Raw genomic sequence first — 26093 nt, forward strand, 5'->3', positions numbered from 1 at the left:
GGGCGACGAGGACGCTTCGGTCACGCGGTCTTCCATACAAGGACAATCACCGCAGTATATCGACGCATTCGGTGATGCCGTGAACCGCCAACGAGGCGAACGTGAATGGCGCGCCTGCCCTGGATCCGTTCAGCGCAGGGCCGGCGTGCGCTTTCGCCGCTGGCGCATTTCCTCCACAATCGCTTGCCTTTCCACGCCAGGCGCACGCCACGGGCATGCAAGCCTACGTCTACAAAAGCCAACGCAAGCCGGACACCTATCTGTATCTCGCCGCCCGCGACGACTTCGGCCGTCTGCCGCCGGCGCTGCTGGCGTCGCTGCAGCCGCTGGCGTTCGTGCTCGAAGTGGCGCTGACCGCCGAACGCAAACTGGCCCGTGCCGATCCGGCCGCGGTGCGCGCCAACCTCGCCGGCTGCGGCTTCCATCTGCAATTGCCGCCGTCCCTGCCCGGCACCACCGATCGACACGATGACTGACTCCTTTCTCCGCGCGCGTGCGCCGATGCTCGCCGCCGCGCTCGGCGCGGTGCTGGCGCTGGCCGCCGGATTCGGCCCGCTGGCCGCCGCGCTCGGCGCCTGGCTGGCGCAGCCGGCGTTCGCCCTGGCGCTGTCCTGGCAGCGCGGCAGCCGGCCGCGTCCGCGCGCGGCGCGCGAGCTGGTCGGCGCCGCGGCGCCGCTGCTGGTGCTGTGGGCCGGCGGCATGGCGCTGGTCGCGGTGCTGGTGGCCTGGCCGCTGGCGGCCCTGCACGACAGTGGCAGCCTGGCCGCGGCGCTGGCGCTGAGCGTGGCCGCCAGTGCGGCGCTGCTCGGGCTGTGGCGGACCTGGCCGCTGTGGCACGGCAGCGATGCCGAGGGCGGCCCGCTGGGCGCACGCTGGCACGCGCTGGCGCAGCAGGACGTGCAGGCCTGGCGTGGGCTGGCGGTAGCCGCACTGGTGCTGGTGCTGGCCGGGCTCGGCGTGGTGCTGGCCTGGCCGGGGCTGCTCGCCGACGCCGCGCGCTGGCCGCTGGCGCTGGCCTATGCGCTGCTGTCGCCGCTGCTGCACGCCGGCCTGCAACGGGTGGCGCCGCCGCAGACGCTGATCCCGCCGGTGTCCTCGGCCGACCTGTTCGCCGAACTCAGCGCCAACACCGCGCCGCACGCCGACGAGCCGCCGCCGGCGCAGGCCGAACTGCATGCGGCGCTGTACGACGCCGCCCGCGGCGGCCGCGTCGATCGCGCGCTGCAGTTGCTGCAGGCCGGCGCCGATCCGCACGCGCTGCCCGCCCCAGAGTGGCGCGACCAGCGCAGCCTGCCGGTGCTGGCCGCGGTATTGCCGGACCTGCGCCTGCTGCGCGAACTGATCGTGCGCGGGGTCGACGTCAATCGCCCGCACCTGGGCATGACCCCGCTGCTGGCCGCCACCCGCGACAGCTGGCATGGCCGCCCGGAGGCGGTGATGACCCTGCTCGCCAACGGCGCCGACCCGCGCGCCAGCGACGGCGACGGCAACACCCCGCTGCATCACGCCGCGCGCAGTTCCGACCCGGGCGTGGCCGCGCTGCTGCGCGACGCCGCCGCCGAACTGGACGCGGCCAACCGCGACGGCCTGACTCCGCTGGCGGTGGCCTGCCAGGTCGGCAACTGGCGCATGGCCAAGTTCCTGCTCGAGCGCGGCGCCAAGCCGGAGCCGGCCGAGGCCAGCCCGGTGCTGCTGGCCGCCGCCGGCACCGAGGAAGACGATCCTGCCGGCGTGCAGTTGCTGCTCAAGCACAAGGCGCGGGTCGACGCGCGCGATCGCCAGCGCCGCAGCGCGCTGCACGAGGCGGCGCAGGCCGGCCACGTGGAGATCGTGCAGGCCCTGCTCGGTGCCGGCGCCAACCTGGAAGCGCGCGACGCGCTGGGCCGCACGCCGTGGCTGGAAGCCGCCCGCCACGGCCGCGTGGCGGTGCTGGAACGGCTGCTGCCGCACAAGCCGGACCTGACCGCGGTCGACGGCGACGGTCGCAATGCGATCCTGCTGGCCTGCACCGCCGACCACGTCGCCCCCGGCCTGATCCGGCGCCTGCTGGAACTGGGCGTGGCGCCGGCGCAGCCGGACCAGAGCGGCCGCCGCGCCGTCGACCTGGCCGCCGAGGCCGGGCGCTGGGCGATCGTGTCCGCGCTGGACCCGGACTATCCGCTGCCGGCTGCGGTCAGCGACGGCCAGGGCGAGAGCGGCCCGGCCGGCCTGCCCGACCGGCCGCCGCTGGAACTGCTGCGCGAAGGCCTGCAACTGGGCCAGCCGCGCGAGGGCCTGACCGCGCTGGCGCGGCTGTGCGCGCCCGAGGAACTGGGCGCGCTGCTGCACGATGCGCCGCTGGCGCTGAACGCGCAGGCGGTGGACTGGCTGCTGGCGCACGGCGCCGCGCCGGAAGTGCTCGATGCCTGCGGCGACACCCCGATGTTCGCGCTGCTGTCGCGCGGCGTGGAGGCGGTGCCCAGCCTGCAGGCGATGCTGCGCCACGGCGTGTCGCCGGCCGGCCGCGGCGGCCTGACCCGGCTGCTGGCCGCCTGCGCCCAGCACGATCACGCCTCGCGCGCGCTGGAACAGTTCGCGCTGGAACTGCTCGAGCGCGGCGCCGATCCGTTCGCGCCGTCGCCGGCCGGCGATCCGCCGCTGTCGCTGGCGGTGCGGCTGGGCTGGCTGCGCCTGCAACTGCAGTTGCTCGAGCGTGGCGCCGACCGCGAGGCGCGCGACAGCCATGGCATGACCGCGCTGCACCTGGCCGCCGCGCTGGGCCGCGAGGCCTCGCTGAAACTGCTGATCCTGCAGGGCGCCTCGCCGGACGCACGCGCCGCCGACGGCCAGACCCCGCTCGGCGTGGCCCTGGCCAGCGGCCGCCGCGACCTGGCCGACTGGCTGGACTGGCGCACCTGGCCGCTGCCGCGGCGCCCGCTGCGCGAGGCCGACGTGCCGGCCGCGGCGATGGTCGGCGACGCCGAGGCGATCCGCCGCCTGATCGACCTCGGCCTGCCGGTGGATGCGGTGGACGCGCAGGGCTGCACCGCGTTGCTGCGTGCCGCCGGTGGCGGCCATGCCGCCGCGGTGAAGCTGCTGCTGGCGCGCGGCGCCGATCTGCAGCACGCCGCGGCCAGCGGCGCCACGCCGCTGTCGGCGGCGGTGAGCATGCGCCAGACCGAGATCGTCGCGGCGTTGCTGCAGGCCGGTGCGCAGATCGAACACCGCCTGCCGGGCGGGGTCACCGTGCTGATGCTGGCCTGCGCGCTGGGCCTGCCGGACATCGCCGCGCGGCTGCTGGCCGCCGGTGCCGACGTGCATGCCGGCGACGCGCAGCAACTGGCGCCGCTGCATTGCGCGGCGCTGTACGGCTTCACCGCGCGCGACAAGACCCGTTTGCTGGCGTTGCTGGACACCTTGCTGCTGGCCGGCGCCGAGGCCGACCGCGGTTCCGCCGGTGGCGTCACGCCGCTGCTGCTGCTGCTGGGGGCGCGCGCCGAACCGGGCACGGCCTGCGAGGAGCCGGTGGTGCTGGCCGGCGTCGAGCGCCTGCTCGACGAGGACGTCAGCCTGGAAGTGCAGGATCCGCGCGGTTTCGGCCCGCTGCACCTGGCCGCGCTGCACGGCCTGCCGCTGCTGGTGCAGCGCCTGCTGCGCGCCGGCGCCGATCCGGAACTGCGCGATACCTTGAACCGCACCCCGCGCGAGATCGCGGTGATGCGCGGCTTCGTCGACGTCGCCGGGCAGTTCCAGCCGGCGCTGCCGGGCGTGTCGTCGATGGCGCGGTTCCTGCGCGAAAGCCGCTAACACTCTTCCTTCTCCCACCGGGAGAAGGTGGCCCGAAGGGCCGGATGAGGGTAGGGCGCTGCCTCGCGCCGCCCATTGCACCGCGCCTCGTGCCGCACCTTCGCTCCGCCCACTCCTCCGATGGGAGAGGGGCTTGCCGCATCGCGGTGCGCCGCAGCGCCCAAAAAAATGCCCGCCGGAAGGCGGGCGAGTGCGTCATGGTGGTCCATCGCTGCTTTCGGAACCGCGGCGGGAGGAGCTCCTCCCGCGCACGTGGCGCGGCGGCGAACGGCGCCGCCGCGCGGTCGCGTTACTGCCGTGCGACCACGGTCAGGCCGCTATAGCTGCCGCTCAGGCGCACGTAGTAGGTCGTGGCGCTGGACGGGGTGAGGCGCACCGTCTGGGTGGTGGTCCCGGCACGGGTGGAGCGCGCGTCGTAGGTGCTGCTGGTCGGCACCTTGCCCGCCGACACGTACATCGCCACGTTGCCGTTGCCGCCGAAGGTCATGAAGCTGACCACGGTGCCGGCGGCGGCCTGGAAGCTGTACAGCGCATCGCCGCCCTGGCTGCCGAGGCCACGCATCTCCACCTTGTTGACCAGGGTCTTGGTCGGCGGCACGCAGGTGCTGTCCGATGGATTGCACGGCGGGGTGGTGGCCATCTGCAGCAGCATGTCCACGTCCAGGATGCCGGCGCCGATCGGCGTGCTGGTGGGGATCGCCACCGGGAACGGCCGCGCGCTGGCGCGCAGCAGGTCGCGCATGCCGGTCCAGCTGAACGGGGTGGTGGCCACGCTCTGCACCAGCGCCACCGCCGCGGCCACGTGCGGGGAGGCCATCGAGGTGCCGGCCATGCCGCCGATCTGCCAGGTGGTGGTCGGGCTCTGCGAGCCGCCGTTGATCACCTGGAAGATGTAGCCGCCCGGGTTGCCGTCGATGTCGCCGCCGCCGCCCGGCGCGGCGATGTCCACGCGGGTGCCGTAGTTGGAATAGCTGGCGCGGCCGCCGTTGATGCGCGAGGCGCCGACGCTGATCACGCCGTTGCAGGAGGACATGGTGTACGTGGCGGCGTTGGCGTTGGAGTTGCCGGCGGCGACCACGATGATCGTGCCCTTGGCGTTGATCTGGTCGATCGCGTCCTGGTAGATCTGCGGGCAGGTGTCCGGGGAACTGCTGCCCAGGCTCATGTTGATCACCTCGGCCGGGTTCGGGTTGGTCGGCAGCCCGGCGACCGGCAGGCCCGCGGCCCACAGCATGCCGTCGGTGATGTCGCTGCCGAAGCCGCCGCAGGAGCCGAGCACGCGCACCGGCAGGATCTTGGCGTCGTAGGCCAGGCCGGCGGTGGCCAGGTTGTTGTTGGTGACCTGGGCGATGGTGCCGGAGACGTGGCTGCCGTGCCACGAGCTCGGCTCCGGGGCGTTGCCGGAGCCGCCGAGCGCGTTGCAGTAGTCGGCCTCGACCCAGTCGCCCAGGTCGTAGCCGCCGGCCACGCGGCCGTCGGTGTCGCGGCGCGAGACGCGGTGGTCGGTGATCATGTCGTAGCCGGGCAGCACGTTGGCGACCAGGTCCGGGTTGTCCTTGACTACACCGGTGTCGACCACCGCCACCACCACGCCCTTGCCGGTGGAGCGGGTCCAGCCCTGCTCGGCGTTCACCCCGCCGACCGGGTCGTGGAAATTCCACTGCAACTGGGCGTAGGCCGGATCGTTGGGGGTGGTGGAGGCGGCGGCCGCGACGGCGGCCGGCAGGCGCACGCTGGCCTCGTCCAGACGCCGGTACAGGCGGTCGACCTGCACCGACACCACCGACGGGTCGGCCTTCAGTTCGTTGATGAAGGCGGTGCGCTCGCTGTCGCTGAGGTGGCGCGAGGTCTGCACCACGTGCCAGCCCGGCACCGCCATGTCGCGCAGCACCTTGGCGCTGACGGCGCTGCGTACGGTCAGGCCGTCGCTGGCGATCTGCGCGCGCTGCATGCCGCTGCGTGCCACCGCGCTGCTGAGGGTGGTGGCGAGCAGGCTGCGCGCCTGGGTGCCGCCGTCGCGGGTCTTGACGATGAAGCGCTGGCCCAGGTCGTTGGGGTTGGCCGATTGCGGCACCGGGCCCTGCACGCGGCCCAGGCCGATGGTGGGAGTGGCCGCTTGCGCGCCAGCGGCGAACAGGACGGCGGCGAGGGCAGCGGCGAGCGTGTTGGAAGACATCATCTGCAGATCCTGGAAAAAAGAGGAAGAGGAAGAAACATCGCGGCGCGCGTGGCGCCGCGCGACATCACAGGTCCACGCCCACGCCGATGCCGGCCGAGGACTCGCCGTTGCTGAAGGCGCCGCCCAGGCTGAACGAGGCACGCGCGCCGAGCTTGCGGGCGTAGCCGATCGACAGCGCCTGCTGTCCGCCCTGGAAGCCGGCGCCGACCGACACGCGCCCGCGCGGGCTCTGCGTGCCGGCGGCGTTGACCGCCATGTTGAGCATCGCCGCGCTCATCGCGCCGAGCTTGTCCATGCGCCGGTCCATGCCGTCGAGGCGGTGTTCGGTGTCGGTGCGCAGCTGGTTGAAGCTGTCGTCCAGCGCGGTGATGCGGGTGTTGGTGTAGGCGTTGGCGCTGCTCAGGGTGGCGCTGTCGCCGGCGCGCATCTGCGCCACGTTGGCCGCATCGGTGCCGGCGCTGCCGGCGGCGACGTTGGCGATCTGCCGCTCGTTGCCGGCGCTGCCCACCGAGACCGTGTTGGCTCGGTCGGCGACCGAACCCTGGCCCAGCGCGACCGCGTTGGCGGCAGTGGCCGATGCGCCCTGGCCGAGCGCGGTGGCCGAGGCGGCAGAGGCACTGGCGCTCTCGCCGAGCGCCACCGCATTGGTCGCCACCGCGGCGACGCGGGCGTTGGCGCCGACCGCGGTGCTGCCGTCGGCATTGACCGTGGCGTTGCCGCCGATGGCGGTGTCGTTGGGGCCGTAGGCCAGCGCCTGCGCGCCCATCGCCAGGCCGTTGTTGCCGTTGGCGGTGGCGCCGGAACCCACAGCCACGGCATTGGTGCCGGCGCCGGTGCTGGGTGCCGTGGCCGCGCCGCCGCCGCCGCCGATGCTGACCCCGCCGGAGCCGCCGATCGCGTCGAGGCGGTTGCCGAAGCCGGTCAGCGCGGTGTCCAGCGCACCCATCGCCGAGCCCAGGTCGGTGTAGTGGCTACCCTGCACCAGATAATTGCCGCCGATCAGGTTGCCGTTGGCATCGACCACGCTGCCGGCGCCGAAGGCGGCGGCGACGTTGCGCAACTGCGCGAGGTTGACCGCGTCGGTGTCCATGGTGCCGGCGGCCAGGTTGGTGAGCTGACGCTCGGCGCCCGCCGCACCGATGGACACGGTGTTGTCGCGTTCGGTGACCGAGCCGGCGCCCAGCGCCACGCTGTTGTTGGTGATGGTCGTCTGGTCGTTGACGAACTGCGAGTTGCCGACGCGGGCGCCGGGGCCGATCGCGATCGACCGGTCGCCGAACACGTCCGCGCCGGTGCCCACGGCGATGCTGTCGTAGAACAGCACCGGGGTCTCGCGGAAGAATTCGCCGTTCCACACCATGCCCCCGCCCAGGGCCAGGCTGCGGGTGCCGCCGGCCCAGGAGCCGTTGCCGAGCGCGCTGGAGCCGACGCCGAGGGCGAGCGCGGCCGGGCCGACCGCGGTGGCGTCGTCGCTCTGCGCGTACGCGCTGGGGCCCATGGCCACGCTGTGCGTGCCCAGGGCGCGTGCGCCGTTGCCGAAGGCGGTGGCCCACTCGGCGGTGGCCTGGCTCTGCGCGCCCACCGCGACGGCGGCGTACTGGTTGGCCACCGCGGTGGTGCCGACGGCCACGGTGCGGTTGGCGCTGGCTTCGGCCAGGGCGCCGACCGCGGTGGAACTGTAGGCGGTGGCCAGCGCGCCGCCGCCCAGCGCGGTGGACAGCGGGCCGGTGGCCTGGGTGGCCTGCAACTGGGTGCCTTCCACACCGAAGCCCGGATTCATCTCCTCGCTCACGTCGACGATGCCGCCGACCGCGACGCTGGAGCGGTCGCTGGCGATCGCGCCGGCGCCGGCAGCCACGTTGAACTTGCCGCTGGCCTGGGCGCCGGCGCCCAGCGCGGTCGCCGCCATGCCGGTGGCCGAGGTCTGCTGCAGGATGGTCACGCCGTTGGGCAGCGACGAGTAATCCACGTCGAGCATGCCGCCGATGGCGGTGGTGGAGATCTCGGTGGCCAGGCTGTTGTGGCCGACCGCCAGCGCATGGTCGGCGTAGCCCACCGCGCCGCCGCCGATCGCCATGGCGCCGGTCCCCACCGCCGAGGCGGCCTCACCGGCGGCCAGCGCTTCGTCGCCGTCGGCTTCGGCGCCGGCGTCGCTGTCGGCGCTGCCGGTGGCCTTGAAGTAGACGCTGGGGTCGTAGGTGGTCGCGGCTGGCGTGGTGCTGGCGTCGCTGGTTGTGGCGTCGGTGCCGGTGGACTGGGCCGTGCCGGTCGTCGTGGAGGTGGGCGTCTGCGCCAGGGCCGTCGACGACAGGCACAGCGCACAGGCCAGGGCCAGGGTGCTGTAGGCGCGGGGCATCGGATGACGGGCGGCGGTGCCGCGCAGGGAAGAGCGTGCGTTCATGGCGATCTCGGGCTGGAAAACGGCAGGGCAGAAGGTGACGTCGGCGGCGCGCGTGCGCCTCCGCATCGGTCAGGAGTGGTCTGGGAGCCGCGCCGTCGTCCCCGGGCGCGTTCCGTCATGCGAACTTAGGCCCGCCGTCACCGGCTTGTCACCTGCAAGTTCTCGCATGATCATCATCGGATTCTCACTGAACGGGAATGGAGCACGGCGGCATGGCGAAGGCGTTCTGGAACTGGCTGGGCCGCGCGCCGCTGCTGGACGAGGTGGACCGGCGCAACGCGCGGGTGATCCAGTTGCTGCTGCTGTTCCTGGCGGTGACCATCCCCGCCACGCTGGTGATCGCGCTGGTGCTGGCGTGGCCGCAGCTGCGCGGGCAGCCGGTGCAGCCCGGGCTGGTGATCTCGTTGACCATGAGCCTGCTGATCGGGGTGTGCGCGGCGATCGGTTTCGTGCGCGTGCGCCATGGCGCCTTGCGCGGCGGCGTGCGGCTGCTGCTCGGGGCGATGCTCGGCTCGCTGCTGGTCAACGCCGCCATCCACGGCTTCCAGCGGCAGTTGCCGGACCAGTTGGCGCAGATGCTGGTGCTGATCCTGGCCGGGCTGGTGCTGGGGCGCCGCGCGCTGTGGGTCACCTTCGTCGCCTTGCTGCTGATGCTCGGCGTCGGCGTGGGCCGCGATGCGCTGGCCGAACTGGCCGGTGCGCCGGCGCAGGCACTGTTCAACGTGCTGCCGGTGCTCTTCAGCTACCTGTTGGTGGCGCTGCTGCTGGACCGCACCACCGAGGCGCTGCGCGAGAGCCTGCGCGAGTCCAACGCGCGTGGCCAGCGCCTGCAGCAGGAGATGCAGGAGCGCGAGCGCGCGCAGACCCAGCTGATCCATGCGCAGAAGCGCGAGATCACCGAGCGCATGGCCAGCGGCCTGGCCCACGATTTCAACAACATTCTGGCGGTCATGTCCGGCTTCGCCGCTGCGCGTCACGACGACGATCTGGACGGCGACGCGCAACGCATCGCGCACCTGGAGGACAGCCTGGCGGCGGTGGAGGAATCGGCCGAGCGCGGCATGACCATCGTGCGCCGGCTGCTGCGCTTCAGCCGCCGCGACGCCGAGCATGTCGAGCGCTTCGAAGCCGCGGCGGCGGTGGAGGCGCTGCAGCCGATGTTGCGGCAGTTGCTGGAGGCGCGCATCGTGCTGCGCTGCGCGCTCCCGGCGGCGCCGGCGCCGATCCGCTTCGAGCGCAGCCAGTTCGACCTGATGCTGCTGAACCTGGCCTCCAACAGCCGCGACGCGATCGCCGACCGTGGCCATTTCGACATCGCCGTCTCCAGTGAGGACGAGGGCACCGTCATCGAGGTCGCCGACGATGGCCACGGCATGCCGGCCGAGGTGGCCGCGCAGGTGTTCGAGCCGTTCTACAGCACCAAGCCTGCCGACAGCGGCACCGGCCTGGGCCTGGCGGTGGTGCGCGATCTGGTGGTGCGCGCCGGTGGCCGCATCCAGGTGCACAGCACGGTGGGCGTGGGCACGCGCTTCCGCATCGTGTTGCCGCATGCCGATGCGGTGCCGGCCTCAGCGCCGGCGTAGGCCTGGCTAGCTGCGCCTGCCCGCGCCACGCGGCACGCGCTGGCGAGCGGCGGGTCAGCCGGCAGGATCGAGGATGTAGCCCTTGCCGTGCACCGCGGCCAGCGGCAGCGGTTCGCCGCAGCGGCGCTGCACCTTGCTGCGCAGGCGGTGCACCATCGAATCCAGGCGGTGCGCGTCGAAGTCGTAGACGCGGTCGGTGAGGGCGGCGATCAGCGCCTCCCGCGCCACCAGCAGGCCCGGTTGCTCGAGCAGGCGCAGGCACAGGCGGCGTTCGCTGCCGGTCAGCGCGGCGGCGGCGCCGGACGGCGACAGCAGGCACCAGCCGTCTTCGCTCATCTGCCAGCGTCCGCGTGCCGGCGCCGCCGGCGGGCGTCCGCTCACGCGCCGCGCCAGGCTGTGCAGGGTCGCGGCCAGCAGGTCGATTTCCACCGGTTTGGACAGGTAGGCGTCGGCGCCGCCGGTCAGGCCGCGGATGCGGTCCTCGGTCTGGCCCAGGCTGGTCAGCATGACGATGCCGAGGTCCGGGTACTGCTGGCGCAGCGCGCCGGCCAGGGTGAAGCCATCGGTATCGGGCAGGCCGACATCCAGCACCACGATCTCGGCGCCCTCGCGCTGCACCCGCTGCTGCAGTTCGGCGCCGGTGCCGCAGCCGTCGGCGGCGAAACCGAAGCGGCGCAGGCCCGGTACCAGGATGCGATCGCGCAGTATCGGATCGTCCTCCAGGACCAGAGTGCGCAGGGCGGCGGCAGCGGGATCGGAAGTCATGCGCAGCCGCAGTGTAGCCGCAGCCGCGCGCTTGCGCGCGCCTGAACGGCGTGCTGCGGCGATTACGCGACGCAAACACCGGCGCTGGCAGACTCGCCGCTCCTCCGTCCCGGCGCCGACGATGGCCTCGCGAATCGAAGACTACGCCATGCTCGGCAACTGCCGCAGCGCGGCCCTGGTGGACCGTTGCGGCTCGATCGACTGGCTGTGTCTGCCGCGCTTCGATTCCGATGCCCTGTTCGCCGCCCTGCTCGGCGAGCCCGACCACGGCCGCTGGGCGATCGCGCCGCAGGGCGCCTTCACCAGCAGCCGCGCCTACCGCGACGGCAGCCTGGTGCTGGACACGCGGTTCGAGACCGACACCGGCGCAGTGGCGCTGCTCGACTTCATGGTCGCCAGCCACGACGAGGTGATGCACAACCACGTGGTGCGGATCGTGCGCGGCCTGCACGGCACGGTGCCGCTGCGCATGCAGCTGCAGTTGCGCTTCAACTACGGCCGCACCATTCCCTGGGTGTCGCAGATCGACGGCGGCCTGCAGGCGGTGGCCGGGCCGGACCAGATCGCCGTGCGCAGCCCGCAGGCAATGCACGGCCACGGCTTCGCCACCGAGGCCGAGTTCGTGCTGCAGGCCGGCGAGAGCACCTGGTTCGTGCTCAGCCACGGCGCCTCGCACCTGGAGCTGCCGCCGCTGCTGGAGCCGGAACAGGCGCTGGCGCAGACCGAGGCGTTCTGGCGTGGCTGGTCGCACCGCTGCCTGCATGCCGGCCCGTGGACCGAGGCGGTGCGGCGCTCGCTGGTGGTGTTGAAGGGCCTGAGCTATCTGCCCACCGGCGCCATCGTCGCCGCGCCAACCACTTCGCTGCCCGAACGCCTGGGCGGCGAGCGCAACTGGGACTATCGCTTCTGCTGGCTGCGCGATGCGGTGTTCACCCTCACCGCATTGCGCGCGGCCGGCTATTTCGACGAGGCCGCCGCCTTCCACGGCTGGCTGCAGCGCACCGTGGCCGGCTCGCCGGACCAGTTGCAGGCGCTGTACGGCATCGGCGGCGAGCGGCGCATGTCCGAATGGACGGTGGACTGGCTGCCCGGCTATGAAGGCGCCTCGCCGGTGCGCGTGGGCAATGCCGCGGTCGGCCAGTTCCAGCTCGACGTCTATGGCGAGGTGATCGCCGCGTTCCACCGCGGCCACCACGAGGGCATGGCCACGGCGGTGCATGGCCGCTCGCTGGCGCGGCAGTTGCTGGAGGTGCTGGAGCAGCGCTGGCGCGAGCCGGACGAAGGCATCTGGGAAATCCGCGACAAGCGCCAGCACTTCGTGCATTCCAAGGTGATGGCGTGGCTGGCGTTCGACTGCGGCGCGCGCGATGGCGTCACCGACGCCGATGCCGCGCAACGCGCGCACTGGCGCGCGCTGGCCGACGAGATCCATGCGCAGGTGCTGGCGCAGGGCGTGCACCGCGACGGCTATTTCGTGCAGAGCTACGGCAGCGAGCGGCTGGACGCGGCGACGCTGCTGATTCCGCTGGTCGGCTTCCTGCCGCCGGACGATCCACGCGTGGCCGCGACCGCCGACGCCATCGCCGCCCGCCTGAGCATCGACGGCCTGGTCGAGCGCTACCGCGCCGACGACGCCAGCGGCGACGGACTGCCGGCCGGCGAGGGCACCTTCATCGCCTGCAGCTTCTGGCTGGTGGAGAACTACGCGCTGCTTGGCCGCCGCGAGCAGGCGCGCGCGCTGTTCGAGCGCCTGCTCGCGCTGTGCAACGACGTCGGCCTGCTGGCCGAGGAGTACGACCCGCGCAGCGGCCGCATGCTCGGCAATTTCCCGCAGGGCTATTCGCACGTGGCGCTGGTCCACGCGGCGCTGCGCCTGCATGGCTTGATCGGCGAACAGGACACCCATCCATGAGCGATGCCTCCCAGACCACTCCTCCCTGCCTGATCGTGGTGTTCGGCGCCCGTGGCGACCTGACCCGCCGCCTGGTGCTGCCGGCGCTGTACAACCTGCGCCACAGCGGCGCGTTGCCCGAGGAGTTCGCAGTGATCGGCGTCGATCACGGCGCGGTCAGCGAGGTGGCGTGGCGGCGCATGCTCGGCGATGCGATGCGCGGGCTGATGGCCGACCGCGACGCCGAATTCAAGGCCGATGGCCTGGACGAGGAGGTGTGGGGCTGGCTGCGCTCGCGCCTGCACTACCTGCGCGGCGACTTCAACGACGCCGGCACTTATCGCAGCCTGGGCGCGCTGCTGGAGAAGATCGGCGCGCAGTACCGCACCGGCGGTAACGTGCTGTTCTACCTGGCCACCGCGGCGCGCTTCTTCGCACCGGTGATCGAGCAACTGGGGGCGGCCGGGCTGGTCAGGCAGAGCGCCAGCGGCGGCTGGCGCCGGGTGATCGTGGAGAAGCCGTTCGGCCACGACCTGCAGAGCGCGCGCGAGCTCAACGCCATCGTCGGCCGTGTGCTCGACGAGGATCAGGTGTTCCGCATCGACCATTTCCTGGGCAAGGAAACGGTGCAGAACATCCTTGCCTTCCGCTTCGCCAACGGCCTGTTCGAGCCGGTGTGGAACCGCGACCGCATCGACCACGTGCAGATCACCGCGGCCGAGACCATCGGCGTGGAAGGCCGCGGTGGTTTCTACGATCCCACCGGCTGCCTGCGCGACATGGTGCCCAATCACCTGTTCCAGCTGCTGGCGATGATCGCGATGGAGCCGCCGGCGGCCTTCACCCCGGCGGCGATGCTGCGCCGGCGTGCCGAGGTGATCGAGGCGGTGCGGCCGCTGAGTCCGGCCGACGTGGTGCGCGGCCAGTACGCGGCCGGCGCGATCGGCCGCAACGCGGTGCCTGGCTACCGCGAGGAAGACACGGTGCCGCCGGATTCCAACACCGAGACCTACGTGGCGATGAAGCTGCAGGTGGACACCTGGCGCTGGGCCGGCGTGCCGTTCTACCTGCGCACCGGCAAGCGCCTGCGCGAGCGCACCACCGAGATCGCGATCCGCTTCAAGCCGGCGCCGCTGGCGCCGCTGCGCAGTGCCGAGATCGGTGGCTACGGCCCCGACTGGCTGGTGCTGCACATCCAGCCGGACGAGGGCATCTCGCTGCAGTTCGACGTCAAGCGTCCGGGAGCGCGGGTCAGCCTGGCGCCGGTGCGCATGGATTTCCGCTACCGCGACTGGTTCCCCAAGGAATACACGGTGGGCTACGAGCGCCTGCTGCAGGACTGCATGCACGGTGAGGCCGGCCTGTTCCAGGACGCGACCATGGTCGAGGCGGCCTGGACCATCGTGCAGCCGATCCTCGACGCCTGGCAGACCTCGGCCGACGAGACCCCGCAGTACCCGGCCGGCAGCGCCGGCCCGGCCGCGGCCGATGCGCTGCTGGCGCTCAACGGCGGCCATACCTGGCGCACCCTGACCGCCGGGCGCCGCCCGCCGCCGCGGCGGCCGCCCGAAGCCACCGCCACGACCGAGACCCGGCCAGTGACGCCGGCGCCGAAGCGCAGCGGGGCCAAGGCGGGCGATGCCTCGGCGTCCGCGAAGCCAGGCAAGTCGACCAAGCGCAAGACTGCCTCGGCGCCGGCGAAGACGCCGGTGGCCAGGAAGGTCGCCAAGAAGGCCGCGAAGGAGGTCGCGAAGAAAACCGTCAAGCGCGCGGCCAACAGCACCGCGAAGCGTCCCGTGCGCAAGCGCTGAAGCGGTGCACCGGGCGCGGGCATGAGCGCCAGTGTTCGGGGAAATGCCTCCATGTCAGGGAGGAGCGGTACAGCCACGGCGGATGGATCCTGCAGTCGGGGCTGAAGCCCCTCCCACAATGGAAGGATTGGTGGCGCGCGGACACAGCGCGTTTGCCGAGCATTGGCCTTGGCGAGCCGGCATGCCGTGGGAGTCCACCGCCCCTGTCGTCGCAGCCAGAAAGGCGCCACCGCCGCGGACGCTGTCGACCGTCAGTGTGGGAGGGGCTTCAGCCCCGACGCGACCACGCTCGACTACACGCACACCAAGCAGTGGGTACGTGCCTCGGCGACTCGTCGGCATCTCTATCGATCCGTCGCGCGTAGCAACGGCGTACCCACGGTGACCGCCGTTGTCGGCAGCGACTAGCGAACATCACGCAGCGCACGCCTGCGACACCGCTGGCCGCGTGGCTTCGGCCGCAGCATTCAAACCACCCGCATCAACTGCGATGCTGTCCCGCGCCTGTTGCGCCCGTCGCATCCGCCGGCCCCGCCGTGGGATCGTTGACGTCGGCCTCGAACAGCTTGGTCAGGTCGGCGCGCGCCGCGCGGGCGGTCTGCACCACCGCGGCCTCGTCGTCGTAGACCAGGTGCTGGGCGCGCAGCAGTTGCGTGTCGTGTTCGCGGAAGCGGGCGATGCGGTCGCGCGCGGTGGCCGCGTCCAGGCCCAGGCCGAGCAGCACCTGCTCGCTCAGTTCCAGGCTGGAGGCGAACACCTCGCGGAACGGTTCGGCGCCCAGGTCCATCAGCCGCCAGGCGTGCTGGCGGTTGCGCGCGCGCGCCAGCACCTTGGCAGTGGGGTAGAGCCGGCGGATCAGCCGCGTGGTCTTGATGTTGGTTTCCGGGTCGTCCATCGCCACCACGAAGACGCGGATGCCGTCGCTGCCGGCCGCGCGCAGCAGGTCCGGGCGGCTGGGGTCGCCGTAGTAGAGCTGGTTGCCGAAGCGACGCAGGTCCTCCACCGTGTCCGGATTGTGTTCCAGCGCCACGAACGGGATGCGCTGCGCGGTCAGCAGGCGCGCCACGATCTGGCCGAAGCGGCCCATGCCGGCGATCAGCACCTGCGCGCGCTGCGCATCCACGCTGTCGTACTGCGCGGCCGGCGGTGGTGGCTGCTTGACCTTGCCGGCCTCGCTGCCGCCGAGCAGGCGCTGCATGCCGATCAGCAGCAGCGGCGTCAGCGCCATCGACACGCCGACCACCGCGACCAGACGGTCGTGGGTGGCGTCGTCGAGCAGGCGCACGCGTTGCGCCTCGGTGAACACCACGAAGGCGAACTCGCCGCCCAGCCACAGCAGGCTGCCCAGCAGCAGCGCGCTGCGCCAGGGCAGGCGCAGCACGCGGCCGATGCCGGCCAGCAGCGCGAACTTGACCAGCAGCAGCGTGGCCACCGCACCGGCGATCAACCACGGCTCGGCGACGATGCGGTCCAGGTCGATGCCCATGCCCACGGCGATGAAGAACACGCCCAGCAGCAGGCCCTGGAACGGCTCGATCTGCGCCTCCAGCTCGTGGCGGAACTCCGAATCGGCCAGCAGCACGCCGGCCAGGAACGCACCCAAGCTGGGGCTGAGCCCGGCCTTCTGCAGGAACCAGGCGTTGCCCAGTACCACCAGCAGCGCGCTGGCGGTGAACACCTCGGGCATGCGCGTGCGCGCCACGGTGCGGAACAGGTGGCGCAGCACGAAGCGCCCGCACAGCACCACCAGGGCCAGCGCGCCCAGCGCCTGGCCCACTTCCGTCCAGGTCAGGGTGTCGTTCTTGGCCCCGCCGAGCAGCGGCACCGCGGCCAGCAGCGGGATCGCGATCAGGTCCTGGAACAGCAGGATGGCGAAGCCGAGCCGGCCGTAGTCGCTGTTGAGCGCCTTGCGCTCGGCCAGCAGCTGCAGGCCTACCGCGGTGGACGACAGCGCCAGCGCCAGGCCGATCACCAGCGCGCTCTTCCAGTTCATGCCCATGCACAGCGCCAGCGCGCCCAGCGGCAGCGCGGTCAGCGCGACCTGGGCCGACCCGGCGCCGAACACCGCATGCCGCATCACCTTCAATCGCGCCGGCGACAGCTCCAGGCCGATCAGGAACAGCAGCATCACCACGCCGATCTCGGCGGCGTTGAGGATGCGCTCGGTGTCCTGCACGAAGCCCAGCCCGTCCGGCCCCAGCACCACGCCCGCGGCCAGGTAGGCCAGCACCGCGCCCAGGCCCAGCCGCTTGAACACCGGCACCGCGATCACCGCGGCCAGCAGCAGGACCAGCGCCAGTTCCAGGCCGCCGCTATGCACGAGTCGTCTCCATCGCCGCATTATGCGGCCGCCAATGCGACCGTCTGCTGACCCGGGCTGTGTACGGGTGCCCACTGGGCGCTGCGCATCCTGGAGGTCAGTGGCGGATATTGGCGGCGGCGGTGCCGCGGGCCTTCGCGTGGAGGAGTGGCGCCGCCGGAACGAGGCGCCGGGTTTGCCCCTGTCGCCTGGCCTGCTGGCGTGGTTGCGTGGCGACTGAAGGGCGCCCTCGAGCAAGCACAAGCGCACACGCGTAGGAGTCAACTGTCATGCACCTGCGATGACAGGAGGAGCGTACGGGGCCTGATCGCGCGCGATGGCATTGAGCCAGCGCAGGAACTTGTGCATGCAGGCGACGATGGCGACCTTGGCCGGCTTGCCCGCTGCGCGCAGACGTGCGTAGGTGTTGGCCAAGGGGGATTTGGCGCGGATGCTGGCCCAGGTGGCCATGTACAGCACGCGCCGCACGTCGGCACGTCCGCCTTTGATGCGGCGCTGGCCTTTCCAGCAACCGCTGTCGTGATTGAACGGGGCCAGCCCGACCAGGGCAGCGAGCTTGCGTGGCGGCAGCGTGCCCAGCTCTGGCAGCCGCGCGGCCAGAACCGCGCGCAGGATCGTCCCGAGCCCAGGCACCTTGGGTAGGCTCGAGCAGGTCTTGCCCTGCTGCTCGATCTCCTGCGTCAACGTCTGGATCTGCTGGTTCAGCAGGGCGATCACCTCTCGGCAGCGGTGTTGCACCTTGGCGCTGGTGATGTGCTCCAGGCGCCGCCGATGGGCATCACGCTGGCTCACCAGGGTGGCACGCAGGTCCAGCAGTTCGCGAAGAGACTGCTGGTGCTCAGGTACCACGGGCGTGGGCATGGTCGGGATGTGCTGGGCGGCGATGGCCAGCAGGCGCGCGTCCAGGGCATCGGTCTTGGCATGCAGGCCCAAGGCCTGGGCGAGCTTGCGCGGACGATCGGCGGCCATCCGCACTGCCGGCAGGTTCGCCTCTCGGAGCACCTGCAGCACGGCATGTTCGTAGCCGCCACTGGCTTCCAGCACGATCCGCTCGCAGCCCAACTCGGCCAGGCGTTGGGCCAGCGCACGCTGCCCCTGTGGCGTATTGGGTTGGGTCCAGGTCTGCTCGTCCGGCAGGACATGAATGACCAGTTCGGCCTTGGATACATCGATCCCGATATAGCGTCGCATAGACGTTCTCCGCAGTAGACTCAGGCACGAGAGCACTCCTGCCGACGCCCATGCTTGTGGAGTTCGAGCTCGCGACTCGGGCAACTGTTCGGGCTGATGAGGCAGGAGACACGGGGTGCGGCGGCGCTGACTCCTACTCGTGCTTGCTGGCACTACGGCTAAACGGCCTGCCGCACTCCGCTCTCACCTGCAACGATAGACCCTCATTTGACACAAGCGGCTTCAACCGCGACCGTGCCTTACCGGGAACGCCTCGTCGCGGCTGAAGCCGCTCCTACGACACGGCGCGATGCGCGGCAGAAACGGGTGATTCAAGGTGTCCTGAGCTCGCTCACACAAAGAGAACGCGCCGCCGTCGGGGTCGTTTTGAATCCAGCAACACACGCGAACGGTGAGTGCCTGGCCGCCGACCGAAGCCCCTGTGGGAGGGGCTTCAGCCCCGACGCACGGAGGCCGGAATCGCGACAGTACGCTCTGTCGCCGAACGCGCGGCACGGTCGGCCGCAAGACCCGGATCATCCCCGCGCCGCGGCCAGCCGTGTACCGTTACGCATTCGCTCGCCTCTGCCGCCGCCATGAGCACCTATCACCTGCAGTCCGTGTTCCGCCCCGCCTCGGTCGCCATCGTCGGCGGCAGCCCGCGCGAGCGTTCGGCCGGGCGGGCGGTGGTGCGCAGCCTGCGCGCGGCCGGGTTTCCCGGGCAGATCGGCTGGGTCAGCCCGCGCTACCGCGAGATCGACGGCGTGCCCACGGTGCGCCGGCTCACCGATCTGCCGTGGGTGCCGGACCTGGTGGTGATCACCGCGCCGGCGCGGATGGTGCCGCGCATCGTGTCGATCGCCGCGCGGCGCGGCGTGGCCGCGGCGATCATCCTCACCGCCGGGCTCGGCAGCGGGCCGGGCTCGGCCGCGGCGCGGGTGGAGAGCGCCGCACGCGCAAAGGGCCTGCGCATCCTCGGCCCGCACTGCCTGGGCGTGATCGCCCCGCATGCGCGGCTCAACGCCAGCATCGCCGCGCACTGCCCGCAGCCGGGCGACCTGGCGCTGATCTCCGAATCCAGCGCCATCGCTGCGGCGCTGGTGGAATGGGGCGTGGCGCGCGCGGTCGGCTTCTCGGCGGTGGTCTCGCTGGGCGACGCGCTGGACGTGGACTTCGCCGACCTGCTCGACTACTTCGCCACCGATTACCGCACCCGCGCGATCCTGCTCTACGTCGAGCACATCCGCGACGCGCGCAAGTTCATGTCCGCCGCCCGCGCCGCTGCGCGCGCCAAGCCGGTGGTGGTGGTGAAGTCGGGCCGGCAGCTGCGCATCGACCCCAACGCCGACACCCACGTGCAGGCGCTGGCGAGTTCCGACGCGGTGTACGGCGCCGCCTTCGCCCGCGCCGGCCTGCTGCGGGTACGCGCGCTGGACGAACTGTTTGCCGCGGCCGAGACCCTGGGCCGGCTCAGCACCTTTCCCGGCCGGCGCCTGGCCATCCTCAGCAACGGCGGCGGCGTCGGCCACCTGGCCGTGGACACCCTGGCCGATCTCGGCGGCACCCTGGCCACGCTGTCGGCGCCCACCCAACAGCGGTTGGAACAGGCATTGCCGCAGGAATGGTCGCACCGCAATCCGGTGGACATCGTGGTGGATGCCGACGGCGAGCGCTATGCCGCCGCCGCCGGCGCGCTGCTGGAGGATCCGGAGAACGATGCGGTGCTGGTGGTCAACGTGCCCACCGCGTTCACCTCCTCTGCCGAGGCGGCGCAGGCGCTGACCCGCATCCTCGGCCAGCGCCCGCGCCATCACCGCGACAAGCCGGTGTTCGCGGTGTGGCTGGGTAACGACGAGAGCGCCACCGCCACGCTCAACGCCGCGCGCATTCCCACCTACGCCACCGAGGCCGACGCGGTGCGCGGCTTCATGCACCTGGTGCGCTACCGCGAGGCGCAGGCGGCGCTGATGGAAACCCCGCCGAGCCTGCCCGACGATTTCGCCTTCGACGCTGCCGCCGCCCGCGGCATCGTCGACGCCGCGCTGGCCGCCGGGCAGACCTGGCTGGACCCGCTGGCGACCACGCGGCTGCTGGCCGCCTACGGCATCCCCACCGCGCCGGTGGAACACGCCGCCGATGCCGAGGCCGCGGCGCAGGTGGCCGCGCCGATGCTCGCGCAAGGCTCGGCGGTGGCGGTGAAAATCCATTCGGCCGACATCCCGCACAAGTCCGACGTGGACGGCGTGCGCCTCAATTTGGTCAGCGTGGAGGCGGTACGCGACGCAGCCGAGGGCATCCTCGCCCGCGTACGCGCCGCACGGCCGGATGCGCGCATCGACGGCGTGCTGGTGCAGCCCTCGCTGTTGCGGCCGAAGGCGCGGGAGTTGATCGCCGGCATCGCCGACGATCCGACCTTCGGCCCGGTGATCGTGTTCGGCCGCGGCGGCACCGCGGTGGAGGTGATCGACGACAAGGCGCTGGCGCTGCCGCCGCTGGACCTGCGCCTGGCCCACGAACTGATCGGCCGCACCCGCGTCAGCCGCATCCTCAAGGCCTACCGCGACGTGCCGGCCGCCGACGAGCGCGCGGTGGCGATGGTGCTGGTCAAGCTGGCGCAACTGGCGGCCGACCTGCCGGAGATCCGCGAACTGGACATCAACCCGCTGTTGGCCGACCGCGACGGGGTGATTGCGGTCGACGCGCGGGTGGCGGTGGCGCCGTCGCGGCGCCTGCACAAGGGCCGCGGCCATCCGCGCTTTGCGATCTTTCCGTATCCCAAGGAGTGGGAACGGCGCATCGTGCTCAACGACGGCAGCGCCGCGCTGGTGCGTCCGGTGCGGCCGGAGGACGACGCGCTGTTCCGCAGCTTCTTCGCCCGCGTCACCGACGAAGATCTGCGGCTGCGCTTCTTCCAGGCGGTCAAGCATTTCAGCCACGAGTTCATTGCGCGCCTGACCCAGCTCGACTACGCGCGCTCGATCGCGCTGGTGGCGATCGAACCGCGCAGCGGCGACATGCTCGGCGCGGTGCGCCTGCACGCCGACGCCGACTACGACCGCGGCGAATACGGCATCCTGATCCGCTCCGACCTCAAGGGCCACGGCATCGGCTGGCAACTGATGCGGATCATGATCGAGTACGCCGGCTGGCTCGGTCTCAAGGTGGTCGAAGGCCAGGTGCTGCGCGAGAACCGCACCATGCTGGCGATGTGCCAGCAACTCGGCTTCAAGGCCACCCCGGATCCGGACGACGCCACGCTGATGGACGTGGTGTTGCCGGTGACGCAACACTGAAGTGCACCGCCGCGATGTCGACGTTCTCGCCGAGCCTGTTGCAACCGCGTCACGCGATCCTCTCCGGTCAGCCGGAGGACGCCTCGCTGGAGATCCTGCTGCGCCCGTTCCTGCATGCCGGCGAGATCGTGGATACCGCGATCCGCCTGGACGGCATGTCGCTGCCGTCGCTCAGGCTCGGCGAACTGGCAGGCCAGCGCTTCGACTTTCCACGCAACCCGCAGGACGGTTACATCGACGGCGCACTTTACCTGTTCGGTGCGCACCATCCGGTCGACGTCGACACGCTGACCTTCCATCTTTCGCGCGACGGGCAACTGACGCTCGTGGCCAAGGGCGTGTACGCGTTCGATGTCGAAGGCCTCGATGGCCTGGGCAAGGTGCCTTTCACCCTGGCGATGCGGGTGAGCACGTGCGCGTTGTGAGCGGGGCTGCGCGACTTCGCACAGCGGCATCCCACCATGGGCATCCATCGCATCAGGGACTCCATCACCGCAAGCGCTGACCCGTACCCGACACCTGCCCAGAGGAGCTTCTCATGTCGTTCAAACCAGAGCGCTACACCTCGGTCTCCCCGTATCTCATCGTCGACGGCGCGCAGCGCACCATCGAGTTCCTGGTCGCGGTGTTCGATGCCGAACCCTTGCGGCAGATTCCCGGCGAGGGCGGCCTGCTCGCCCATGGCGAGGTACGCATCGATGACACCGTGGTGATGTTCTGCGATGCGGTCGATGGCTGGCCGGCGCTGCCGGCGCATGTGCACGTCTACGTGCGCGACGTGGATGCGACCTACCAGCGTGCGTTGGCCGCCGGCGCCACGGCGGTGCAGGCGCCGATGCAGAAGGACGATCCGGACCGGCGTGGCGGCTTCCGCGACCCAGGCGGCACGACCTGGTGGGTCGGGCAGCAGGTCGGTTGAGCAGGCGTAGGCACCAGCACGCCTGACGCCACGCATCGCTGCGTCGTCGTCGCGCTTTGCCCAGGCCGTGCCCGCCGGCGCCGTCGGCGGCGCGCGGCAGGCACGGCGTGTCGCGGCTACTCCAGTTCCTGGTTGCTCACCCCACGCTCGACCGGGTACACGGTCGGCGGCGGCGTGGTGGAGCGCATCAGTTTCAGCGAGGTCTTGCTCTGCTCGCACAGGTTGCCGCCGCTGACGAACACGCCGTCCTGGGTGCACTTCCAGTCGTAGAAGTTGGCGATGCCGCCGGCCAGCTGCAGGCTGTAGTCGGTGCTCTTGGCCGCCGCGTCGAACGGTTGCCCGGCGGGGACGTTCTGGAACCAGCGCATCCATTCCTTGGAACCGACCGGCGGCACCTTGTCCGGCGCCTGGAAGGTCGGGTTCATCGGCGAGAGTTGCGGCGATTCGGCGGTCATGTGGCAGCTCATGCAGGAGCTGACCGGGTTGTCCACCGGGCCGTTGAGGCGGCCGTTCCAGCCCAGGTGGGGCGGCGGCAGTTCCGGCTTGGCGTTGATCGCCGACTGCAGGATGCGCGGATTGATCCGGGTCTGGGTCGGCTGCTTGTTGGTGTAGTCGTCGCCGGTGTTCTGCGGATCGTTGCCGAACATCACGCCCACCGGCACCAGGTTCTGCCAGCCGGGCTTGCCGCTGGCCGCACCGTTTTACTGGAAGGTGCCAAAGATCCAGCCGGTGCCGGGCACGCGGCTGTCGCGCACGGCGAAATCCATCTGGATCAGCGCCACCTGCTTGAACGCGCGGTCGGCGGACTTGAAGCTGTTGGTGACCCAGGCGTTCCACAGCACCGGATTCTGCAGGAACGGAACCTGGCTCAGGTCCACGTCGGCGAACAGCGCCTTGCAGACCACGGTGCCGTCGCGGAAGGTGTTGGGCTTGGTGGTGAAGCTCGGATCCGGGTTCTGCGGGTCCTTCCACACCTGGCCGAAGGTGTAGGCGCCCACATCGTTGTAGATGCCGACCGCGAAGGTCTGGCCGGAGGTGAGCTGGGTCGGCGCCAGTTGCTTGACCTGGATCTGCGCTTCCTTGGTCAGCCCGTGCACGCCTTCGCGTCCGAGCGGGCCGTAATGCTGCCAGGGCGCGTGGTACCAGCGCCGCACCTTGTTGTTCTGCACGTACCAGTCGCTTTCGACGTTGCCTTCCAGGCAGTAGGTCTTCACCGCATCGGCGTAGCCGCGCCAGGCTTCGAAGTCGTTGCTCAGCGGCTTGGGCAGTTTCTGGAAGAAGGCCGGCAACGGGCCGCTGGGCGGTTGCTGCGGATATTCCTGGCTGAGCTGGAACAGCGGGCCCTTGTAGGTAGCCGGCGGCGCGTAGCCGAAATCCGGAAACCGGCCGGCGGAAGCGGCGCCGCTGGCGAGGGTCAGCGCGACGGCGATGGCGAGTGTGCGCGGGTGGGACGGGTGCATGGTGGACCTCCGGTCGAGTGCGTCGGTGCGTGCGGGCGATGCCGCGTCCTGTGTCCGGACATCCCCTGGCCCCGGACCGGCCGCACGCCCGCGCTGCTGCGCGGCCGCGATGAAAGAACACCGCCGTGCCAGGGCCACGCCGCAGGCATGCACGGACGCTTCCGCCTGCGCGCGCAGACGAAGCGAGAGACGCTTTTTGGAAATGCACCGCCATCGCCACCGCGCGGGTGCGGCGACGCTGCTGTGGAAGCGGCAGTCCTGTTGAAACGGCCTAGCGGACCGAAGACCTGTCCATGTCGCTCTCCTGACCCCGTGTGGAAGGCAACTGCGTTGAACGACCCCGATGCGTCGAGCGTGGGGGAAACGCGCGGGCCCGGCAGGGCAGCATCGGGGGACGAATGCTGCGGAGGCGGCGCCGTGTGGCGGCCGCGATGCCGGGTTGCGCGTCGATCGCCAGTCCCGCGTGGTGGCGGACTTCGGCGTTGCTCGACGCTTCGGACTCTAGCGAGCGCCGCGCAGCCGGTGGTAGACAGTTGCGCGCGCCGGCGTCGCGATGGTGGACGCCGGTGGGTCTTCACGTCGATCGCGCGCAGCGGGTGGCCCGCCGGCACGCTGGCCGCTGCCGTGGCATGCTGGGTGCGGGGTCGCGCCTGGCGGGAACGGGCAGGCGCGGTTGGGGACGGTGGACGCACCGGGCACGGCGGCGTCCACTGCGGCGATGCACTTTCTTGCGGTGACGCCATGCGCACGCACGGGACCTTGATTCAGTGGAACGAGGAGCGCGGCTGCGGCCGGGTGCGCCTGGCGCATCGCGAGACCGAAGCCGAGGTGCAACGCGCGGCGTTTCCCGCCGACGGCGTGCCGCCACGAGTGGGCGAACTGATCTCCTTCGACCTGGAGCACGATCCGCAGGGACGGCCGCGGGCCATGCGGGTGATGCGGCCCGGGCGTGCACCGGTAGCGGCCGCGCAGGCGGCGACCGCACCGCGCAGGCGTCGCGGCCGCTGGCTCGGCGTGCTGGCGCTGCTGGTGGTGCTCGCGGTCGCCGGCTATGCCGTGCTGCGCTTGGTGGCGCCGCCGCCGGTAGCTCCTCCGGCGCCGGTCGCGCCGGTGGCCACGGCGCCCGCATCGTCGGCGCCGGCCTTCCACTGCGACGGCCGCACGCATTGCGCGCAGATGACCTCGTGCGACGAAGCGGTGTACTTCCTGCAGCACTGCCCGGGCGTGGAGATGGATGGCAACCACGACGGCGTGCCGTGCGAACGGCAGTGGTGCCGGCGCGCGCGCTGAGCAGCCGCCGCCGCGTGCGCGGTGCAGGGTTTTGACCCGACCGTGATCGGGACTCGGCTACGGTCGCGGATTGCCTGCAGGTGACGCATGACCGAGCCACGCCTCTCTCCCACCAAGACCCGCGCGTTGTCGCTGGGCCTGTTCGTCTTCGTCGCGGTGTTCGCCGCCATCGTCTGGTCGCTGTTGCGCCCGTACGGCTCGGTGTACTTCTTCCCGGTGCATTTCCTGGTCGGGCTGGGCCTGCCGTTCCTGTTCTACGCGCTGGGCGCCAACCGCGCCGCGTTCCTGGCCGGGCTGGGGCTGACCGTGATCGTCCTGGTGCTGTTCAACCTGTGGGGCGACCAAGTCGGTGGAATTGGTCCGCGCGTGTTCGACTGGGCGCATGCCGTCGCCGGGATCCTGGGCATGCTGCTGGCCTACGGCGTGTTTCGCCTGTCCACGCGCGTGCGCCAGCGCCACGCGCGCTGAGCCGGCGTCATTCCGCGTCGTCGCTGCGGGTGAACGGCGCCAGCCGCAGTTTCACCCGGTGCTCCACGCCGGCCGGGCACTGCCCTGGCGCCGGCCCGCGGAAGTAGCTGCGCTGCCAGCCTTCGCGGCTGGCGTCGGAACCGGGCTGTTCCAGATCGTGCAGGAACTGCCCGCGGCTGCGCATCCATGCCTGGTGTTCGCGCTCCAGTTCCGGCGTCTGCGACAGCGGCTGCCAGCGCGGCTCGGTCTCGGCCAGCACCCGCCGCGGCACCGGGAAGAAGTGGCAGAACGGCTCGCCCGCCTCGAAGCGCACGCGCCCGGGCCGGGTGAACTGCCAGTTCATGGTGAAGGTGTAGGGGCTCCAGTCGGTCTCGATCAGCCCGGTGAGCCCGGCGATGCCGTCCTTGGGCCGGTTCACCGGCGCGGTGACGTACAGGTCCACGCCGGCGTCGGTGCGGAACAGGCACGGCACGTGGAAGGTGAGCACGCCGTAGCCGAAGTGGCTGACCGCCGGCGCGTGCGTGCCCGGCGCCGGCTGCACGCGCAGGTCGTCGAGCGCGTTGCCGCCGTTCCACTCGGCCTCGAACGCGGTCTGGCACAGCAGCTCCCAACCGTGCGCATTGGCAATGTCCAGCGGCAGGCAGCGGTACGCGTAACGCTCGGCGGTGCGGTCCATCCACGGCCGCTCGCGCGGCGCCGGACGCACGTCGAGGGTGTGGCCGTCGAGAACGTGGGCGGTGAGTTTCATGGCGCGCGC

18 protein-coding genes are annotated in these 26093 nt (G+C 71.6%); 10 read left to right on the forward strand and 8 right to left on the reverse strand.

Annotated elements, in window-relative coordinates:
* Window positions 1-215: 215 nt before the first annotated feature.
* Both AC1G9L_RS01350 and AC1G9L_RS01355 read left to right on the forward strand, forming a co-directional pair.
* On the forward strand, window positions 216-476 hold the full coding sequence (locus tag AC1G9L_RS01350) for a YcgL domain-containing protein (RefSeq protein ID WP_010342688.1): 261 nt from the start codon (window positions 216-218) through the stop codon (window positions 474-476).
* Window positions 469-3786: an ankyrin repeat domain-containing protein gene (locus AC1G9L_RS01355; RefSeq protein ID WP_481070077.1), complete on the forward strand. Its 3318-nt coding sequence runs from the start codon at window positions 469-471 to the stop codon at window positions 3784-3786. Before AC1G9L_RS01350 ends, AC1G9L_RS01355 begins: the two co-directional genes overlap by 8 nt.
* A 289-nt stretch (window positions 3787-4075) precedes the next feature.
* Here AC1G9L_RS01355 and AC1G9L_RS01360 read toward each other — a convergent pair whose 3' ends face one another.
* Both AC1G9L_RS01360 and AC1G9L_RS01365 read right to left on the reverse strand, forming a co-directional pair.
* On the reverse strand, window positions 4076-5965 hold the full coding sequence (locus AC1G9L_RS01360) for a S8 family serine peptidase (protein WP_019802162.1): 1890 nt from the start codon (window positions 5963-5965) through the stop codon (window positions 4076-4078).
* 64 nt (window positions 5966-6029) lie between these two features.
* Entirely contained in the window at window positions 6030-8366 is a 2337-nt protein-coding gene (locus tag AC1G9L_RS01365) for a YadA family autotransporter adhesin (RefSeq protein WP_481070079.1), read from the reverse strand.
* 212 nt (window positions 8367-8578) lie between these two features.
* Between AC1G9L_RS01365 and AC1G9L_RS01370 the strand changes: the two genes are divergently transcribed.
* Window positions 8579-9949, forward strand: coding sequence for a sensor histidine kinase (locus tag AC1G9L_RS01370; protein ID WP_481070080.1), 1371 nt, complete (start codon window positions 8579-8581; stop codon window positions 9947-9949).
* 54 nt (window positions 9950-10003) lie between these two features.
* On the opposite strand, the gene AC1G9L_RS01375 is transcribed toward AC1G9L_RS01370, so the two are convergent.
* Window positions 10004-10714, reverse strand: a complete 711-nt coding sequence (locus tag AC1G9L_RS01375) for a response regulator transcription factor (protein WP_010341557.1) — start codon at window positions 10712-10714, stop codon at window positions 10004-10006.
* Between the two features lie 121 nt (window positions 10715-10835).
* On the opposite strand from AC1G9L_RS01375, the gene AC1G9L_RS01380 reads away from it, so the two are divergent.
* A complete protein-coding gene (locus AC1G9L_RS01380) occupies window positions 10836-12626 on the forward strand; it encodes a glycoside hydrolase family 15 protein (RefSeq protein ID WP_019801097.1) in 1791 nt (596 codons plus the stop codon).
* Window positions 12623-14416: a glucose-6-phosphate dehydrogenase gene (zwf, locus tag AC1G9L_RS01385; RefSeq protein ID WP_481070082.1), complete on the forward strand. Its 1794-nt coding sequence runs from the start codon at window positions 12623-12625 to the stop codon at window positions 14414-14416. The genes AC1G9L_RS01380 and zwf overlap by 4 nt, the downstream gene beginning before the upstream one ends.
* 481 nt (window positions 14417-14897) lie before the next feature.
* On the opposite strand, the gene AC1G9L_RS01390 is transcribed toward zwf, so the two are convergent.
* Both AC1G9L_RS01390 and AC1G9L_RS01395 read right to left on the reverse strand, forming a co-directional pair.
* The gene (locus AC1G9L_RS01390; protein ID WP_019800472.1) at window positions 14898-16736 is read right to left on the reverse strand and encodes a monovalent cation:proton antiporter-2 (CPA2) family protein; all 1839 of its coding nucleotides are present in this window, start codon (window positions 16734-16736) and stop codon (window positions 14898-14900) included.
* 267 nt (window positions 16737-17003) lie between these two features.
* The gene (locus AC1G9L_RS01395; RefSeq protein WP_481070084.1) at window positions 17004-17927 is read right to left on the reverse strand and encodes an IS110 family transposase; all 924 of its coding nucleotides are present in this window, start codon (window positions 17925-17927) and stop codon (window positions 17004-17006) included.
* A 575-nt stretch (window positions 17928-18502) separates the two neighbouring features.
* Between AC1G9L_RS01395 and AC1G9L_RS01400 the strand changes: the two genes are divergently transcribed.
* From AC1G9L_RS01400 to AC1G9L_RS01410, 3 genes are all read left to right on the forward strand, one after another.
* Window positions 18503-21199 carry a bifunctional acetate--CoA ligase family protein/GNAT family N-acetyltransferase gene (locus AC1G9L_RS01400; RefSeq protein ID WP_481070086.1) on the forward strand — a complete coding sequence of 899 codons (2697 nt, stop codon included), beginning with the start codon at window positions 18503-18505 and terminating at the stop codon, window positions 21197-21199.
* A gap of 14 nt (window positions 21200-21213) precedes the next feature.
* Entirely contained in the window at window positions 21214-21624 is a 411-nt protein-coding gene (locus AC1G9L_RS01405) for a hypothetical protein (RefSeq protein WP_019800794.1), read from the forward strand.
* Window positions 21625-21737: 113 nt separating this feature from the next.
* The gene (locus AC1G9L_RS01410) at window positions 21738-22118 is read left to right on the forward strand and encodes a VOC family protein (RefSeq protein ID WP_019800793.1); all 381 of its coding nucleotides are present in this window, start codon (window positions 21738-21740) and stop codon (window positions 22116-22118) included.
* A gap of 116 nt (window positions 22119-22234) precedes the next feature.
* Here AC1G9L_RS01410 and AC1G9L_RS01415 read toward each other — a convergent pair whose 3' ends face one another.
* Window positions 22235-22765, reverse strand: a complete 531-nt coding sequence (locus AC1G9L_RS01415; RefSeq protein ID WP_481070087.1) for a hypothetical protein — start codon at window positions 22763-22765, stop codon at window positions 22235-22237.
* Between the two features lie 54 nt (window positions 22766-22819).
* Window positions 22820-23578 (reverse strand): hypothetical protein, encoded by a 759-nt coding sequence (locus AC1G9L_RS01420; RefSeq protein WP_019800791.1) that lies wholly within the window; start codon window positions 23576-23578, stop codon window positions 22820-22822.
* Between the two features lie 741 nt (window positions 23579-24319).
* Here AC1G9L_RS01420 and AC1G9L_RS01425 point away from each other — a divergent pair.
* Complete coding sequence (locus tag AC1G9L_RS01425; RefSeq protein ID WP_481070089.1) at window positions 24320-24868, forward strand: excalibur calcium-binding domain-containing protein; 549 nt, start codon at window positions 24320-24322, stop codon at window positions 24866-24868.
* 87 nt (window positions 24869-24955) lie between these two features.
* On the forward strand, window positions 24956-25336 hold the full coding sequence (locus tag AC1G9L_RS01430) for a hypothetical protein (RefSeq protein WP_010341548.1): 381 nt from the start codon (window positions 24956-24958) through the stop codon (window positions 25334-25336).
* Between the two features lie 7 nt (window positions 25337-25343).
* Here the strand turns inward: AC1G9L_RS01430 and AC1G9L_RS01435 are convergent, their stop codons facing one another.
* Window positions 25344-26084: a DUF6065 family protein gene (locus AC1G9L_RS01435; RefSeq protein ID WP_019800086.1), complete on the reverse strand. Its 741-nt coding sequence runs from the start codon at window positions 26082-26084 to the stop codon at window positions 25344-25346.
* Window positions 26085-26093 lie beyond the last annotated feature (9 nt).

The sequence above is a fragment of the Xanthomonas sp. NCPPB 1132 genome, from assembly GCF_056629235.1.